This window comes from Chryseobacterium indologenes, from assembly GCF_002025665.1.
In the GTDB taxonomy this organism is placed as follows: Bacteria; Bacteroidota; Bacteroidia; order Flavobacteriales; family Weeksellaceae; genus Chryseobacterium; species Chryseobacterium metallicongregator.
In genome coordinates, this window is the sequence record NZ_CP018786.1 from 4306463 (window position 1) to 4324280 (window position 17818).

Sequence of the window (17818 nt, forward strand, 5' to 3'; positions counted from 1 at the left end):
GGGACAATAAAGAGGTTAAGTTTTTGTTAATTATAGTTGACCTCTTAATGTTAACATTTTTTAATTATTTTTACGAATTATTTTTAAAAGTTGCGGAATTTTGTCATTCTATTCGTTTTGTTCTTCTTAGGCATATTTTCAGGAAATGCTCAGGTCTTTTCGTGGAAAAATCCCAACGTCCCGGAAGACAGCATCAAAAGAGACAGTATTCTCGCAGCAAAACTGGAACAAGACATCTTTGCAAAAGACACTCTTGATTTCATAAGAACGCATAATAAGATCATTATTGATGAAGCTGTACTGGCAAAAAATGATAAAAAGAGGTTTTTAGGAGAACTTAATTCAAAAGGTTCTATTATCCGTGGGATTACTTTTGGTAATAATCAGGGGCAATCTGTGCAAAGTTCTATGGATCTTCAGATTTCTGGACGGTTATCAAAAGATGTCACTATTTTAGCGAGTATTTCAGATCATAACCTTCCTATTCAGGCTGATGGTTATACTCAGACTTTAGAGGAGTTTGACAAAATTTATATGCAGCTTAATATTAAAGATAAGTCTATCCTCAGGGCGGGACATCTTGATCTTGTAGAAGCTAAGAATTATTTTGCCAAATACCAGAGAAGAAGTATGGGACTTCAGTTCCAGACAGAATTCGGTAAAGAGAATAAGACATTCGTAGATATCTCTGCAGGTGTTGCCCGAAGTGAATTCCATAGAATACGTTTTCAGGGGGTTGAAGGTAACCAGGGACCTTATCGTTTGACTGGTAAAAACGGGGAGCAATTTATTACACTTATCTCCGGTTCTGAACAGGTTTTTATTGATGGAATTTTAATGAAGCGTGGTGAAAACCAGGATTATATTATCAATTACAATACAGGTGAAGTTACCTTTACCAGTTTCCGCCCTATTTTCCAGCAGAATTTCATCACGATTTCTTATAACTATGCCAACAGGAATTATTCAAGGTATTTGTTTACAGGAAAGCTTGAGCATCAGAGAGAGAAATTCAAAGTAGGATTCAACTGGTTTATGGAAAATGACAACAAAAATGCACCTCTTTCTCTAAACCTTTCTAAAGAAGATGAGCAAATTCTTGCCGAAGCCGGAAATAATCCTGACCTGATGTATGCTCCTTCAGGAGTGATAACGGAATATGATGTCAATAAAATTTTATACAAATTAAGTCCCGCAGGTAACTTCTATGAATATTCTACGGATTCAAGTTTAACGCTTTATCAGGTTTCTTTTACCTATTTCGGAGTTAATCAGGGAGACTATAAAATAGCACAGACCACTAACAACGGACGTGTTTTTGAATATGTGGGTCCTAATGCCGGAGATTACAGAGCCGTAAGAAAACTACCTTCGCCACAGAAATCGCAGGTATACTCTCTGAACTCTGAATATCTGCTGAACGAAGGGAAAATAGGTGCTGATATCTCGTTGAGTAACTATGATGTCAATTTATTTTCATCAAAAGATTCTGATCAGAATATGGGGTATGCATGGCGTATTTTTGGAAATAAAAGCTTTACAAAGAACACATGGAGAGGAACTCCAAGCTTTGAATATCAATATATAGACAGACAGTTTCATATCCTTGACCGTATCAACGATGTAGAATTCTCCAGAGACTTCAACCTTACACAGGAATTCAATAAAAAGACCCAGAACAGATTTACTTTCAGCTTCCTTAATAAATGGAATAATAAATCTACGCTGAATTACCGCATCAATTACCTGAATGAACAGGATTCTTACAAAGGGATTAAAAATGACCTTGACTTCGGCTGGCTGACAGGAAAATTCTTTACTAAAGGAAATCTGTCTTATCTGAGCACCAATGCTACTCTTCAGGACACGAAGTTCATCCGTGGTGGAGTTTCAACAGAATTTACCGGTAAAAAAGGAAGCTGGGCCATTGGTGGAAGTATGGAACATAACGAGAAAAAGTACAATGATACTCAGCTTTTGGATGTCACAAGTTTCAGCTGGAAAGAAATCTTTTTGCAAAAGAAAATCGGTGACAGTACAAGAACCAAATTATTGGCGAAAGTATATATGAGAGATAATGACTCAGTACGTGATAACAGACTTCAGAATATGAACAATATTTTGGGGATCATGGCTGAAAGTCAGATTATCAAGACCGAAAGAACCAGTTTAAATGCTCTAATTCACTACCGAAAATTCTTCTATGCAGGTGCAGAAGGTGAAGTAACCCGTAATAATGATTTTGTTGTTGGAAACATCTTATACAACCAACAGCTGTTCAGAAATGGTATGCGTCTTCAGGCTTTCTATGAACTGGGGAACGGACAGGAAGCCCAGAGGGAATTTCAGTACATTAAAGTAACAGACGGACAAGGTGTCTATAAATGGACGGATTATAACGGAGACGGCGTTCAGCAGCTGGACGAATTTGAAATCGCTGAGTATTCAGATCTTGCCCAATATATCCGTGTGTATACTAATTCTGTAAGATACATTCCTTCCAATAAAAATAAATTGCAGTTGGCCTTATTTGTCAATCCGGCCATTGTTTTCAATTCTGAAAACGGATTTTTAAAACGTTGGAATTTCAATATTTCATTAAACTCTCAAAACTCATTCTACAAAAAGGAAAAAGTACTTGTTCTGAATCCTTTTGAAAAGAACAGTGATCAGATCCTTAAAAATCAGAACATTCTTGCTTCCGTGCAATTTAACCCAACCGATAAATCAGGCTGGAACGGAAATTACAGATTCATCACCAATGATAATCTCATCAATGCCAATTTCAGCAATGAAGAACGTGAGCAAACTTCCCATTTCCTGAATATAGGATATTGGTTCAATAAAGAATTCAGAGTAGATTGGGAAAACTCGGTTCACGATATCCAGAACTCCTCCCAATTATTTAAAACAAGAGATTATCGTCTCAATAATTTTGAAACCAAGCCTAAAGCAACTTATAAATTTACAGATGCCATTCAGGCTGAATTATCTTCTGCTTTCCGCCAGAAACAAAGATTGGATGGTGAAGAACTTCTTAAAGCGTTTGATGTTACGGGAACCATCCAGTGGGAGCGAAGAAAAACGTCTATCCGTGGAAACTTCTCATTCATCAGTAACAATTTTACAGGAAACAATTTCAGTATTGTAGGAAACCAGATGCTGGATGGACTTAAACCTGGAAAAAACCAGGTATGGAGTGTGTTTATCCAGCAGGCTATCAACTCGTTTATCCAGCTGAATCTTAATTACGAAGGAAGAAATTCCGGTGACAGAACTATCCATATCGGAAGTATGCAGGTAAAAGCAAGTTTCTAATAATGACCGTTATTTTTTACAATAAAAAATCCCCAATATCGCTATTGGGGATTTGTTTTAGTTATTAGTTTAACAGTTATTTTTTAATAATTTTCAAGGACTGTGATCCTTTTTCTGTATTTACTTTTACAATATAAACACCTGAAGCGGCACTTCTCATGTCTACAGAACCTTTTTCAGCATTCATTGTTTCGCTAAGAATTCTCTGGCCTGAAACATTATACACTTCAACATCTTTAATCCTTGTATCATTATTGATATAAAGGAAATCTGTAACAGGGTTTGGATAAGCACTCACCGTATTTTTTTTCGCAGCTTCATTCACAGCTAATACAGCTGCTGTAAATTCAAAGCTTCCAAGATCCGGTGTTAAAGCATTTCTTATATTACCATCTGCATCCAGAGTTACTTCAACGACAGGAGTTCCTTTGTTATCAAGAACCGCATTTCCTGTGGCAGATAAATGGAAATCAGTAGCTGATACAAATACTGGCAGAACATTCAGAGAGTTTACATTTCCTCCGAATCCCGCCTGGATATCTGCAAGTGTAGCTTTTGCAAGACCTCCAATATAGCCAAGATTAGTTCCTGAAGAATAGAAATTATTAAAATTAATAGTAGAGAAAACCCCGCTGGCGGCTCCTGCATAAATAGTATATCTTTCTCCTGCCTGGGTCTGGGTATTCACAAAAAGATTATTTCTTACATCAATTCCTCCCAAACCGGTTACTCCACTTGTGATATTTAAAGCAGACGGTCTTCCTGCAACAGTCTGGCTTACATCCATCACAACAGTATTATAATAAAGTTTATATCCTCCTCCTGCAGCAATCACAATTCCGTTTCCATTGTCATTCACACCTCCGGTGGTTGCATATCCATAACCGGCTACACCGCTCACGATATTATTGGCAACTAAGGTATTCGAAGTAAGGCTAGTTGTTGAAAGATATATTCCCTGTGCTCCATATCCGGATGTATTTGTATTTTTGATCCCGGTTATTTTATTATTGGTAATAGTCATTCCGGTTGTTAACGTACCTCCCGCATATATACCAGCAAAAAGAGTCCCTGTTCCACTGGAATTAAAATTGGAGATTGTATTTCCTCTTACAATAATATTGGCTGCAGCAGAGGCACCTGTACTCCCTGAGGTAATCGTTATTCCAGAAGCTCCTCCCGCACCAGTTCCGGTATACCCAAGATTGGTAATGGTATTTGAAATAATTGAAGAATTGACTGTTGCTGTGGCAAACCAGATTCCTCTTTTAATTTCAGCATTGGTCGTTTCAAAGTTACCTAACGTGTTATTACTTACTGTTACTCCATCTGCACCCTGAACATAAATTCCTCCAAGACGGTTGGCATCTGCTCCCGAAGCACTTATATCATTACCCGTAACCAATGTATTAGCTCCGTTACCAGCAGCTGTAGCAGCAAATAAATAGATTCCCATATAAGCTTTCTTCACAGCATTATTCTGAATAGTAACATTGTTAAAGAAGCCTCCCGTAGGTGTTGCTGCTCCGTCATACATTACCAAAGCTGACGAATTATTCATTCCGTTGATAATATTAAGGTTTTTAACCATAATATTCGTATTAGCGGCAGCTGCAGAAGCTGCAATAAAGGTAAGTACCTGCGGTGCTATAATAGAAGTATTGGTAAGAGTAAGATCTCTTGTCGTTCCTGAAGCTGCATTGCTTCCATCCAGGGTAATATTACTCCCCAGTATTCTTACTAAGGGAGCACTGGCAATATCACCGGAAATAGCAGCCGTAACTCCTATAGCGGGTTTTATGACAACAGAAGTATAGCTTGCCGCTCCACCACTGGCATTCAGACTTGCGGTGGCTGTCTCTGTTGTGTTCGCTGTGATACTGATTGTAATGGCTCCCTGGTGTGTTCCCGCATTAATAGCATCGAATGCTCCTTTTAATGTGGTATAGGTTCCTGTAGCTGTTCCTGCCGTGGCAGAAATATTCACTTGTGAATAAAAATTTGATGAAACCAAAATTGCCATCAAACAAAATAGAATTTTTCTCATGACATTAATTTTTATTATACTAAATATAAAAAATAATTATCAATAAAATTCAATAAACATTGATAATAAAATAAATATATTAATAAAAATTTAAACATAATATCATAAAATACTTCAAATAACCTAACACAGACAAAACACGATACCACATGTTAATTTATAAAATATTGTTTTTTCAGAATTTCGTAAATTTGCACCATGATAAAAATAGGCAACATAGAACTGCCGGAATTTCCACTTTTGCTGGCTCCGATGGAAGACGTAAGTGATCCTCCGTTCAGACGTTTGTGTAAAATGCATGGTGCAGATTTAATGTATTCGGAATTTATTTCTTCCGAAGGATTGATTCGTGACGCTATCAAGAGTCGTAAAAAGCTGGATATTTTCGATTATGAAAGACCCGTTGGGATACAGATTTTTGGTGGTGACGAAGAAGCTATGGCTATGTCTGCAAGAATTGTTGAAACGGTAAATCCGGATCTGGTAGATATTAATTTTGGATGTCCTGTAAAAAAAGTTGTCTGCAAAGGAGCAGGAGCTGGTGTCCTGAAAGATATCGACCTTATGGTACGTCTTACAAAAGCTGTTGTAAGTTCTACTCATCTTCCTGTTACGGTAAAGACCCGTTTAGGATGGGACAGCACCAGTATTAATATTGATGAAGTAGCAGAGCGTCTGCAGGAAACAGGAATTAAAGCTCTTACGATACACGCAAGAACCCGTGCTCAGATGTATAAGGGTGAAGCAGACTGGGAACATATTTCAAGAATTAAACAAAATCCTAATATTGAAATTCCAATTTTTGGAAATGGTGATATAGATTCTGCTGAAAAAGCATTAGAGTATAAACAAAAGTATGCATGTGACGGTATTATGATCGGACGTGCTGCCATTGGATATCCATGGATCTTTAATGAAATCAAACATTTCTTTGCAACAGGAGAGCATTTACCTGAACCGACCATTTCAGACCGATTACTGGCTGTTCGTCAGCATGCAGAATGGAGTGCAGAATGGAAAGGAGAAAGATTAGGTTTAGTTGAAATGAGACAACATTACAGCAACTATTTCCGAGGAATTCCTCATTTCAAGGAGTTCAGAAAAAAATTCCTGGAAGTGTTCACTATGGAAGAAATGAATAGCTTGATTAAAGAAACCCAACAGTTCTACGAAGAATATCAGGCACAACTATAAAAATAAAAACCATCAGCAAAACTGATGGTTTTTTATATTGAGAATCTAATTTAATATCCTTCTGATGAAGATTCGTTTTTAATTAATCCCAAAGCTGAAGAGGTTCCAATTCTTTTAACTCCCATTTTGATCATTTTTTCAGCATCTTCGGGAGTTCTCACTCCACCTGCTGCTTTTACAGGAAGTTTCCCAGCATTGCTGAGCATAATTGTTATTCCTTCAAAGGTTGCTCCATTAGCTTTTCCTTCAGCAGTCTGATAAAATCCTGTAGATGATTTGACAAAAATTTTCGACAACTCATTTTCAGAGAAATTCTCTTCTGCCCAGGTAGAAATCTTTTTAGTAAGATCTGCAATTTGTTCATCCGTTAATGCTGCAATTTCAATAATCCATTTTGCAACTCTATGATGCTCAAGAGATAATTCGGTACATTTTACAAATTCTTCTCTTACCAGTTCTATATTCCCCTGTAGATAAGCAGTATAATTAATCACAAAATCTAATTCATCTGCTCCGTCTTCTATTGCTTTTGAAGCTTCTGCAAGTTTTTCATCAATAGAGTACGTTCCTTCGTGGAAACCTATCACAGTTCCTACTACAACATTCGAATTTCTTTCCTGAATAAATTTTTTGATCTCAGATACATAATCCGGTCGAATCATCACGGCAAAAATACCATTGTCTATTGCTTCCTGAGCAAGTTCTTTATCTTTTTGAAGTGTTTCTTCGTGGGAAATACCTGACTGTTCCGGAGTTTTCAGGTAAGTTGAATCCAAATATTGGGCTATGTTCATATTGTTATACTTTCAATTGTCTGTAAATACCTTGTTCTAAAGATATAAAAGTTTCTGTTCTTGTTACTCCCTTCAGCTTTTGAAGCTTACTAAGAATCTGCATTAAATGATCATTGTCTTTACAAAGAACTTTCAGGAAAATAGTATAATTTCCTGTAGTATAGTGGGCCTCCACTACTTCATTGATATCATGCAAAGACTTTACCACTTCCGGATAATGGCTTGGCTGATCCAGAAATACCCCGATGTAGGAAATCACTTTATATCCAATTTTCTTAGGGTTAAGAAATGATATTGAATTTTCAATAACTCCTGCATGTTCGAGTTTTTTGATTCTTTGATGCACCGCCGTTGTGGAAATTCCAACATTTTTTGAAATGTGGGCTAAAGAAGTTTTAGCATTGTCCATCAACATGTAGATGATTTCTTTGTCAATAGAATCTAAATGGTAGCTTGTGTTGCTCGAATTTTTCATTTTCTACTTTTTTATTATTTATGTTTTTTAATGTAAATTTTTAAATTTTACAAAAACCGGAAAGTGATCGCTATATCCTCCTAAATACCGTGTACCAGCATATGTTCGGAAAGGCCGTCCTTCAAAATTTCTGGTTCTGCTGCGGATTTTTTCAGAATTAAATATATGGGCATCCTGAAAAGCCAGCGTCTTATTATCAAGCAAAGATCTTGACATAATGATCTGATCATACAGCAATCCAGATTTATAATGAAAAGTAGAATAATTTCTTGTAGAAAACAATTGTTGAAAAGGGTTCATTAAAACCTTCTCATGGTCATTGTCATAGAGAATCTGTACTAAATTTTCATCATCCGGGTTTTCGTTAAAATCACCACACAATATAACATGCTCTTTATCAGCATTTATAATTTTCATAATCCGTTGCCGTACTTCATTCAATATAAAGGCTCTTTTAGGTTTATTGATATCTTTTTCGCGCTTAGAGGGAAGATGGGCGATAAAGACATTAATAATTTCCCCTTTATATTTAATTTTTGAAAAAAGTACGTCTCGGGTTGTGTCGTAATTTTCTGTGTTTTTATTTACTATTTCAAAAAAGAAAGTAATGGTTTCCGAATCTATTACCTCTACTTTATTTTTATCATATAACATGGCTACATCCACTTTTCTTTCGTCCATAGAATTGTAATGTACAATTCCGTATTCCGAATTAAAGGGCTCCATTTCTACTAGATCTTCCAAAACTTTCCTTCCGGAAACTTCAGATAATCCTATTACAAATGGTAATACTTCATTATCCTCCTTCATCAACTGAAATACATGAGAGATTTTGAAAAGTTTATTTCTATATCTCTTTTCATCCCAATTCCTTAATCCTGACCGGGTAGGATCTAATTTGTGGACAGGTTTCGGATCGGGTAAAAATAAATTTTCAACATTATAAAAAGAGAACAGCTCCATCTACACTAATTTCTATACTTTTAATTTATTATGTCCTTTTTACTTTAAGATGTAAATTTATTATTTTTTTTCAAATTTTCGTGATTTACCTATAAAACAGTAAATCAATTTCCAATAAAAAACAATTCAAATATAGTAAAAAATACTAATGAAATAAGTCATTGTGAATTAATTTTTCAACCATCCCGCAGTTTCGATATATTAATCAAAATTGAGACAATATACAAAATATGGAATAATAGAAATAAATTTTCAATTTAAAATCAGAAACATTAATATTTTTCACACTTATTAAAATTACAACAAATATTATTCCATTTATCTATAATAAATGGAATTAAATATTGAAGCAAAAATTAGATCATTTCTGACAATTTTCGTTTACAGTAAATCGGGGCGTTTTTCTTTTGTAATTCTTACAGCTTCATCATGACGCCATTCTTCAATTTTTCCGAAATTTCCACTCAATAGGATTTTAGGGACATCCAGACCTTTATAACTTTCAGGTCTAGTATAAATGGGTGGTGAAAGAAGATCATCCTGAAAACTGTCTGTTAAGGCGCTTTGTTCATCATTCAAAACTCCGGGAAGCAATCTGATAATTGAGTCTGCCAAAACACAGGCAGCCAATTCTCCTCCTGTAAGAACGTAATCTCCAATTGAAATTTCTTTGGTGATATGAAGATCTCTTACCCTTTGGTCTATTCCTTTGTAATGCCCGCAAAGAAAAATTAAATTATCTTTGATAGACAATGAATTGGCTATTTTTTGGTTTAAAGTTATCCCATCCGGAGTCAGATAGATCACTTCATCATAATTTCTTTGAGATTTAAGCTCCGATATACATTTATCCAATGGCTCAACCATCATTACCATTCCTGCTCCGCCTCCGTAAGGCTCATCATCAATTTGTCTGTGCTTATTGATTGCCCAGTCTCTCAGATGATGAAAATGTACTTCTACCAGCCCTTTATCCATTGCTCTTTTCAAAATAGAAGTCTGGAACGGACTCTCCATCAATTCCGGAAGTACGCTTATTATGTCAATTCTCATTGTAATGTTCCGTTTTTCTTAGTAGGTATAATAATTAATCTTAAAGAAGAATCTTTGTTGATATAGCTCCACATCCAGTTGAAGAATATGGCCAGCTTATTTCGAACGCTCAAAATTAGCATTAAATGGAGAAACATCCAGAAATACCATGCCAGAAATCCCTGAAATTTTATAAACGGCAGATCTACAACCGCTCTGTGCTTCCCAATAGTCGCTAATGAGCCTTTATCATCATATTCATATTCTTTCCATTCTTCATGGCTTTTCTTTAATAGATTTTTACCTAAATTTTTTGCCTGATTAATGGCTACATTGGCTACCTGAGGATGTCCCTGTGGATATTTAGGGGTTTCCATATAGGCAATATCCCCGATAGCATAAATATTATCGTAACCTTTTATTTTATTATATCGATCTACAATATATCTGTTTCTTACTAATTTTTCTTCCGGAAAACCTCCTACAACATTTCCTGTAACTCCGGCTGCCCAGATCACATTATTGGATGGAATTTCTTTTCCACTTTTCAAATGAACTTTATCTCCGTCATAATCCGTTACCACTTCCCCACTCATAAAAGTGACTCCTAAGTCTTTAAGATATTTCTCAGATTTATCCTGTGCTTCGCTACTCATTACAGCCAATGGCTTCTCGGTAGAACTTACCAGAATAATCTTCAGATGATCAAAGTTCATATAAGGATAATCTCTTGGAAGGATGTCTTTTTTCATTTCAGCAAAAGCTCCTGCCAGTTCTACTCCTGTAGGACCGCTTCCAACGATAACAATATTCCAGTTTCCGTCATCGCTTCGGCTTTTTTCAATAATCAGTTTTTCAAAGGTCATCAAAACATGATTTCTGATACTGATGGCTTCCTGGGTATTTTTCATTCCGAAAGCTTTTCCTTCCAATTCTTTGTTTCCGAAAAAATTAGTTTTACAGCCCGTTGCAATGATGAGTTTATCATAGGTAAATTCTGCTTCGTCTGTAATAACTTTATGATTGGCAGGATCTATTTCTTTGACTTCCGTCATACGGAACTGTGTGTTTCTGGACTGCTGAAAAATCTTTCTGAAGGGAAAGGAAATGTTGGAAGGTTCTATCCTCCCTGAGGCTACCTGATAAAAAAGCGGCTGAAACATATGGTGGTTCATCCGATCCAGAACAATGACCTTTTTGTTCTTGTTATTCAATGTTTTTGCAAGCTGCAGCCCCGCAAATCCTCCTCCAATAATGATGATTTTTTCGCGTGTTTCCATAATACACAAATTTACTGATTTTATTTTAGCATTTAGCAGTGAAAAAAGTTAGTTTTGCAAAACTTTATGACACCAAAAAAGTACACCAAAAAAACTGCCAAACAGGTCCATAAATCGAGACGGAAGAAGTATTTTTTCCGAAGATGGGTGATATTGGCTATTTTAACGATCGCATTGGTAGGAACAGGGCTTTATTTAAGACAGTCTATCAGTTATTACTATGCCTTGTACTTTAATAAATTTAAGCATAAAAAGCTTCATAACAGTGAAAAAGAAGCAGCAAGAATTCAGAGAATATTAGCCAGCAACCTTGATAAAACCTATGGCTTTGATGTTTCTCATTATCAAAACCGGGAAGATATCAAATGGGACAGTCTCAGCATCGGAAATAAAACGATTCCGCTAGAATTTGTTGTCATGCGTGCAACAATGGGAAACCGAAGTGCCGATAAACATTTTGACGAATTCTGGGAAAGTGCTAAAAAACATGATCTTATCCGTGGTGCCTACCATTTTTACAGAGCCGATGAAGATCCTGTAATCCAGGCTAATAATTTTTTAGAGAATGTAAAACTTGAAAGCGGAGATCTTCCCCCGATTCTCGATATTGAAAAAATCCCAAAGCGCAAAACCAATAAAAAGCTCATTGAAGATCTGAAAGTATGGTGTAAAATTGTAGAAGATGCTTATGGTGAAAAGCCGATTATCTACACCTACTATCATTATTATAAAGATTTTCTGAAAGGCGAGTTTGAAGGTTATCCTTTATGGCTGGCCAATTACAATGATGTTCCGTCTCCTTCGCCGGATGATGAGTGGGATTTCTGGCAGTTTACAGAAAACGGAATTGTTCATGGTATCAACGCTAAAGTGGATCTTGATATTTACAATGGTAATTCGTGGTCTTTGAAAAGACTGACACTGGATTAAAAAATGAAAGGAAGCTAGAAGCAGGAAGCTGGGAGTTGATAAAATTTCATTGATCCCGCTTTCAACATTACCTGACTGATATAACTTCCATTTCCCTACTTCCATCCAGCCTTTATTTAATTACTTTTTCCTAAAAAATTCAGAATATCTGTATTGAGTTGATCTGCATTTTCAAAAGGAATCATATGGGTGGCATTGCTGTAGATTTTAAGTTCGGCATTAGGTATCTCTTTAGCAATAAGTTCGGTATGCTCCTTTTTAATAACATCTTTATCACCAGCAATAACCAATACTTTACTTCCAATTTTATTTAAATCTTTCTTCGCAATGCGCGGCTGTGTCAGCATAATTTTCAAAAGCCTTTGTTCATTAAACTTTTCAGGGTTTTTCAGTTCTTTCATCACCAGCATTTTATTTTCAAAATGATCAGTAAGTCTGTCATCCACTCCATCAGGAAATGCATTGGCTCCAATTACAATGAGTTTATTCAGTTTTTCAGGATATTTCAGGGCAAATTCCAGTCCGGTATTTCCACCATCACTCCAGCCTGCGATATTTACTTTATTGAGCTTTAATTGATCTGTAACTGCTTTTACATCATCAGCAAACATTTTATAAGTAAAATCCTTTTTAGAAGAATCTATACTTTTTCCTTGGCCTCTTGTATCTATAGCAATTACTTTATACTGCTTAGATAAAACAGGAATCTGCTGATAAAAATCTTTAATACTTCCGGAATTGCCATGAAGCAGAATCAATGGTTCTCCTTCACCATAGACCTCATAATAAAGGTTCGTATCCTGAAGTTTCAGATAGTTTCCCACCGCTTTATTCTGACCATACACAGTTTGCTCAGATTCCTGTATATATTTTGATACATCAGGCATCATTGCTTCTGCGCTATCATCTGCAAAACCGTTTTCATCATCCGTATTTTTGTCTCCGTTTTTATCCATTTTCACATCGATATTAATGGCAGGTGCGGCAAGAGTCATTTTTGTCCACTCTCCGTAAAATTTCCTTATAAATCCTGTTTTGAACAATGCTGCACTTATATTGACTCTCCCTTCAAATTCTTTTAAAAACTGAATTCCTATAAAAAATTTTCCATGAACCCAGATATTACGATCATTAACATCCAATGTATAAGTTCCATCTTTAATCATATCGCTGGTAAGTTCAACAGTAATTTCCTCATCAAGAATATTCTTATCCGGAAAACCATCTTTTTCACTATAAATAGTATACCGCATAACGACAGGCTTATCTGAGGTATAGCTGGCAATATTCAGGTTAATATTCTTAATCTTTGATTTCTTTTTAGCATTAAAAGCCAATGCAGTTTCACCAAGAAAATCTTCTTTTCTGAGGTGTGGATTTACAGAGTACATAACACTTTTTGTCTTGGTATTGACTCCCCAGTTTTTATCAACAAGTTTCTTAGGCTTAATGGTAATCTCTTTAATATTTTTAGTTTTCTCTGTTAAAAATATTTTTTGCTGATCATTTTTTTTAAAATTCTGTATCGTTTCCTGGTAAGGGTCAAATCCTGGTACTTCTATTTTTATTTTCTGCTGAGGATCCATATTGGAAAGATCAATTGAAAAATTTCCTTTTTCATCAGAGATCGTTCCAATTGATTTTTTTTCAATTCCAATTTTTACATAAGGAATTGGATGGTTTTCATTTTTAGAAATGATGGTTCCGGAAATAGTCTGCCCATGAAAGGCTGAAGCTGTCAAAAGGAAAAATAAAGTATGAGATATTTTCATGTTAAAAGTTTGACGCAAACTTATTTATTTTAAACAGTCCGCTATCCCAATACTTTATTAAAATTATTCTCCCTTTAGTTAAAGTTGTTTTAAATATTTCCTAATTATAAATTTTTCCTACTTAAAGGATATTCATAATTTCTTCCCATGAATGAACTCTTTCGTAAGTTTCATTTTCTATCAGTTCATTATGAGGTTGGGTAAATATCAATCTCTGCCCTGAAAAATGATCTAAATTTTTTGGATAATCATCTATCATAACATCTCCGGCAACCACTTTTTTACTTCCGCAAAGAACAATCTGTTCCCAGGTAATGAATGGGAAATGCTCTGCCAGCCAATCATATTTTTCTCTTAAGCTGTTCGGAAACTCCATTCCGGCCGAGACAATATAGAGTTCATATTTATTATTCAGATACTCCATTGCCTCACGGCTTCCTTTCATTAAAGGTAAGGTTCTGAAAAAACCTACTTCATTTACATGTTTTTTTCCGTTAGGGAAAGATTCTATTTCAGGTTTACCAGCCAAATCACTGATTTCAATTTCTCTTCCTGTATCTCTTTTTTCAAATTGTACCAGCTGATGATATACATCCGCCATTACCCCGTCCATGTCGACAATTACTTTTTTCATTGATTCAATCAGGTTTTTGTATTATTTATTACTATTTTAAACTGTATATTGTATTGTTTCTGATCAAATTTACTGATTAGTTTTTGCAGACATGGGACACAGTCTATTAAAAAATCATAAATATTCATTTTTATAAGAGGCGTTCCGGAAAGTTTTATGGCTACATTTTCGTATTTTTGCGGCTTAGTTCAAAATTAAAATCAAACTATTAATTCCCAATGAATTACGTTTCTGCAGAAAATCTTACCAAATCTTACGGCATCAAAGTTTTGTTTAAAGACATTTCTTTTCATATTAATGAAGGAGATAAAATAGCTATTGTTGCCAAAAACGGAAGTGGAAAATCTACCCTTCTGAAAATATTAATGGGTAAGGAAATTGCAGACAGCGGAACTGTGATTATCAACAAAGATATCCAGGTAGTATTATTTGACCAGGAAATTGATTATAATCCTAAGCTGAGCATTGAGGAATTTATGATGACCCTTGATTCTGAGCCTATCCTGGCCCTTAAAAACTATCATAAATCGCTTCATTCTACAGACAATGATTTTATTGAGAAAGCATTGGCTGATATGGAAGTTCATAAAGCCTGGGATCTGGAAAATGAAATGAAACAGATTCTTTCCCAGCTTAAAATCACTGATCTGGATGCTAAAATGGGCACTCTTTCCGGAGGGCAGATCAAGCGTGTAGCGTTGGCTAAACTTTTAACAGAAACAAGAGCCGAGCACAGACATACACTTCTTATCATGGACGAACCTACCAACCACCTTGATGTGGATATGGTAGAATGGCTTGAAAATTATCTGAACAAAGCAAAAATTACTTTATTGCTTGTCACCCACGACCGATATTTTCTTGACAGTGTTTGTGACATTATCTGGGAAATGGAGGATCAGAATCTGTATGTTCATAACGGTTCTTATGCTACTTACCTTGAGAACAAAATGATTCGTGAGGAAAATCTTAATGCTACAATTGACAAGGCCAATAACCTTTACAGAAAGGAACTGGAATGGATGCGAAGACAGCCAAAAGCCAGAACAACAAAATCAAAAAGCAGAATTGATGCTTTCTATGAAACTGAAAAGGTAGCCAAAATCGATACCAGAAAAGACGGGCTTGAGCTGGATTTTGAAATGAAACGTTTGGGAAATAAAATTCTTGAACTTAAACATATTGATAAGAGTTTTGGACCTAAAGTTTTATTAAAAGATTTCAGCTACCAGTTTCAACGTGGAGAAAAAGTGGGAATCATTGGAAAGAACGGTGCAGGAAAATCTACCCTGCTTAATATTATTCAAGGTTTTGAAAAAGCTGATAAAGGAGAAATCGAAACTGGAGAAACTATTTCTTTCGGTTATTTCTCACAAAAAGGTCTTACTTATAAAGAAGATGAGCGTGTCATCGATTTTATCAAGGAAATTGCAGAATTTTATCCTTTGGCAAATGGAAAAAGTTTATCTGCATCACAGTTCTTAAGATTGTTCTTATTTGACGATCAGACGCAGTATTCTCCTATCTCTAAACTTTCAGGTGGTGAAAAAAGAAGACTTCACCTGATGTATATCTTGTATCAGAATCCTAACTTCCTGATTTTTGATGAGCCTACCAATGACCTGGATCTTCCTACATTGACGGTTTTAGAAAATTTCCTTCAGCAATTTCAGGGATCTTTGATTATCGTTTCCCACGACAGGTATTTCATGGACAGAATTGTAGATCATGTACTGGCTTTTGAAGGAAACGGAAAAATCAGAGACTTTGTAGGGAACTTCTCAGAATACAGAGAAGCCAGGAGCCGTGAAGAAGCATTAGAAAAAAATGCAGCGGTAAAACCTGAGCCTGTAAAAGAAATTGTTTCTTCAACCGAGAATATTCAGTCTTCGAATTCTAAAAGAAAACTCACTTTTAAAGAGCAAAGAGAACTGGAAACGATTGAAAAAGAAATTCCTGAACTGGAAGAACAGCGTACTAAAATTCTGGATAAGCTCAATAACGAAGCTGACTACGAAAAGATAGCCACACTTTCTTCAGAACTGGAAAGCGTTTCAGAAAAACTGGAGAACCATGAAATGAGATGGCTGGAACTTCAGGAAATTCTTTAATAATGATGAATTAAAAATTATGAATTATGAATGAATTCAAGGTTCAAAGTTTAAAGTTCAAGGTTGATAGCAGTCGTGATCAGCAGTTTCCAACTCGTTTACACTCAAACTCTAAAACGCTCTGACTCATTCATAATTCATCATTCATAATTTATAATTCAATTATTCTTTCTTCTTTTGCACTTTCAAGAGAAGCATCTATGATTTTCATATTCTGAATAACTTCTTTTCCGGGAGATGGTAAAGCATATCCAAAAACGATGTGTTCATAAATCTGCTGATAATAATTCATATAGTTTCCGGCCTCACTGGAGATAAGAATTCTTTCTGTTTCGGAATCATCATTCAGAAAGTTTAAAATTCCGTCCGGCTCTTTTAAAGGCTGCGTCCATTCTTTACCATATTCAGGAATAGCGCCTGCTACCAGTTCATTTTCCTGATTATCGGTTCTTTCCTGCAAGAAAGTTCCTCTGTTTCCATGAATTGTATAAGCATAGTGACCTTCTTTACTGAAAACAGACGATTTCAGTCTCACTCTCAGATTATCTTTATAGAATAAGAGAATTTCAAAATAATCGTTAGCAAACTCAGTTCCTTTCATGGAAAACACATCTGCAAACAATTTTTCTGGGTATCCAAAATACTGCACTGCCTGATCTACAAGATGTGCTCCCAGATCGTGAAGTGATCCTGATCCCACCTGATCAGGACTTTCTTTATGCTGCTTTCCACTAGCTGTGGTACGGAATCTGTCAAAGCGGATTTCTGCTTCTTTAATATTGCCTAATTTCCCTTCAGTTAAAACTTTTTGAACTTGCAAAAAATCACGGTCGAATCTTCTGTTTTGATATACGCTTAAAAACAATCCTTTTTCTTCTGCCAACTGTACCAGCTCTTCTGCTTCAGAAACATTTACTGTAAAGGGTTTTTCCACAACAATATTTTTTCCTGCTTCCAGTGCTTTTTTGGCATATTCATAATGGGTCTGAACCGGAGTATTGATAATCACCAGCTCTACATCAGCATGCTGAAGCATTTCTTCCACGGAGCGGTAGATTGTTGCTTCCGGATACTTTTCCTTCGATTCTTCCTTGCTTCTTTCCACCACAGCAGACATAAAAAATCCCGGATGTTCTTTTAAGAAGGGAGCATGGAATACTTTTCCACTCATTCCAAAGGCACAAAGCCCTGCTTTTACCAATTGCATATTATAATTTTTAACAAATATATTCATAAAAATTTCTCTATCCTTTGGTCTAAAGGAGCTA

General features: G+C 35.6%; 13 protein-coding genes. 4 read left to right on the plus strand and 9 right to left on the minus strand.

Features of this window, described 5'->3' with window-relative positions:
- Positions 1-90: 90 nt before the first annotated feature.
- Positions 91-3318 (plus strand): hypothetical protein, encoded by a 3228-nt coding sequence (locus BUE84_RS19445; protein WP_079243126.1) that lies wholly within the window; start codon positions 91-93, stop codon positions 3316-3318.
- A gap of 76 nt (positions 3319-3394) precedes the next feature.
- Here the strand turns inward: BUE84_RS19445 and BUE84_RS19450 are convergent, their stop codons facing one another.
- Positions 3395-5365 carry a T9SS type A sorting domain-containing protein gene (locus tag BUE84_RS19450; protein WP_079243127.1) on the minus strand — a complete coding sequence of 657 codons (1971 nt, stop codon included), beginning with the start codon at positions 5363-5365 and terminating at the stop codon, positions 3395-3397.
- A 198-nt stretch (positions 5366-5563) separates the two neighbouring features.
- On the opposite strand from BUE84_RS19450, the gene dusB reads away from it, so the two are divergent.
- The gene (gene dusB / locus BUE84_RS19455) at positions 5564-6559 is read left to right on the plus strand and encodes a tRNA dihydrouridine synthase DusB (RefSeq protein WP_079243128.1); all 996 of its coding nucleotides are present in this window, start codon (positions 5564-5566) and stop codon (positions 6557-6559) included.
- A 50-nt stretch (positions 6560-6609) separates the two neighbouring features.
- Here the strand turns inward: dusB and deoC are convergent, their stop codons facing one another.
- The 5 genes from deoC to BUE84_RS19480 all read right to left on the minus strand — a co-directional run bounded on the left by deoC (position 6610) and on the right by BUE84_RS19480 (position 11103).
- Entirely contained in the window at positions 6610-7353 is a 744-nt protein-coding gene (gene deoC, locus BUE84_RS19460) for a deoxyribose-phosphate aldolase (RefSeq protein ID WP_079243129.1), read from the minus strand.
- 4 nt (positions 7354-7357) lie between these two features.
- Complete coding sequence (locus tag BUE84_RS19465) at positions 7358-7828, minus strand: Lrp/AsnC ligand binding domain-containing protein (protein ID WP_002976659.1); 471 nt, start codon at positions 7826-7828, stop codon at positions 7358-7360.
- Positions 7829-7855: 27 nt separating this feature from the next.
- Entirely contained in the window at positions 7856-8791 is a 936-nt protein-coding gene (locus tag BUE84_RS19470) for an endonuclease/exonuclease/phosphatase family protein (protein ID WP_079243130.1), read from the minus strand.
- A gap of 381 nt (positions 8792-9172) precedes the next feature.
- Positions 9173-9844: a tRNA (guanosine(37)-N1)-methyltransferase TrmD gene (trmD, locus tag BUE84_RS19475; protein ID WP_079243131.1), complete on the minus strand. Its 672-nt coding sequence runs from the start codon at positions 9842-9844 to the stop codon at positions 9173-9175.
- Positions 9841-11103: an NAD(P)/FAD-dependent oxidoreductase gene (locus BUE84_RS19480; protein WP_079243132.1), complete on the minus strand. Its 1263-nt coding sequence runs from the start codon at positions 11101-11103 to the stop codon at positions 9841-9843. Before BUE84_RS19480 ends, trmD begins: the two co-directional genes overlap by 4 nt.
- Positions 11104-11169: 66 nt before the next feature.
- Between BUE84_RS19480 and BUE84_RS19485 the strand changes: the two genes are divergently transcribed.
- Positions 11170-12033, plus strand: a complete 864-nt coding sequence (locus BUE84_RS19485; RefSeq protein ID WP_079243133.1) for a glycoside hydrolase family 25 protein — start codon at positions 11170-11172, stop codon at positions 12031-12033.
- A 116-nt stretch (positions 12034-12149) separates the two neighbouring features.
- Here the strand turns inward: BUE84_RS19485 and BUE84_RS19490 are convergent, their stop codons facing one another.
- On the minus strand, positions 12150-13805 hold the full coding sequence (locus BUE84_RS19490) for an alpha/beta fold hydrolase (protein ID WP_079243134.1): 1656 nt from the start codon (positions 13803-13805) through the stop codon (positions 12150-12152).
- A 121-nt stretch (positions 13806-13926) separates the two neighbouring features.
- Complete coding sequence (locus BUE84_RS19495) at positions 13927-14439, minus strand: 5' nucleotidase, NT5C type (RefSeq protein ID WP_079243135.1); 513 nt, start codon at positions 14437-14439, stop codon at positions 13927-13929.
- 218 nt (positions 14440-14657) lie between these two features.
- On the opposite strand from BUE84_RS19495, the gene BUE84_RS19500 reads away from it, so the two are divergent.
- Entirely contained in the window at positions 14658-16550 is a 1893-nt protein-coding gene (locus tag BUE84_RS19500) for an ABC-F family ATP-binding cassette domain-containing protein (RefSeq protein ID WP_079243136.1), read from the plus strand.
- Between the two features lie 151 nt (positions 16551-16701).
- Here the strand turns inward: BUE84_RS19500 and BUE84_RS19505 are convergent, their stop codons facing one another.
- The gene (locus BUE84_RS19505; RefSeq protein WP_079243137.1) at positions 16702-17757 is read right to left on the minus strand and encodes a Gfo/Idh/MocA family oxidoreductase; all 1056 of its coding nucleotides are present in this window, start codon (positions 17755-17757) and stop codon (positions 16702-16704) included.
- Between the last annotated feature and the right edge of the window lie 61 nt (positions 17758-17818).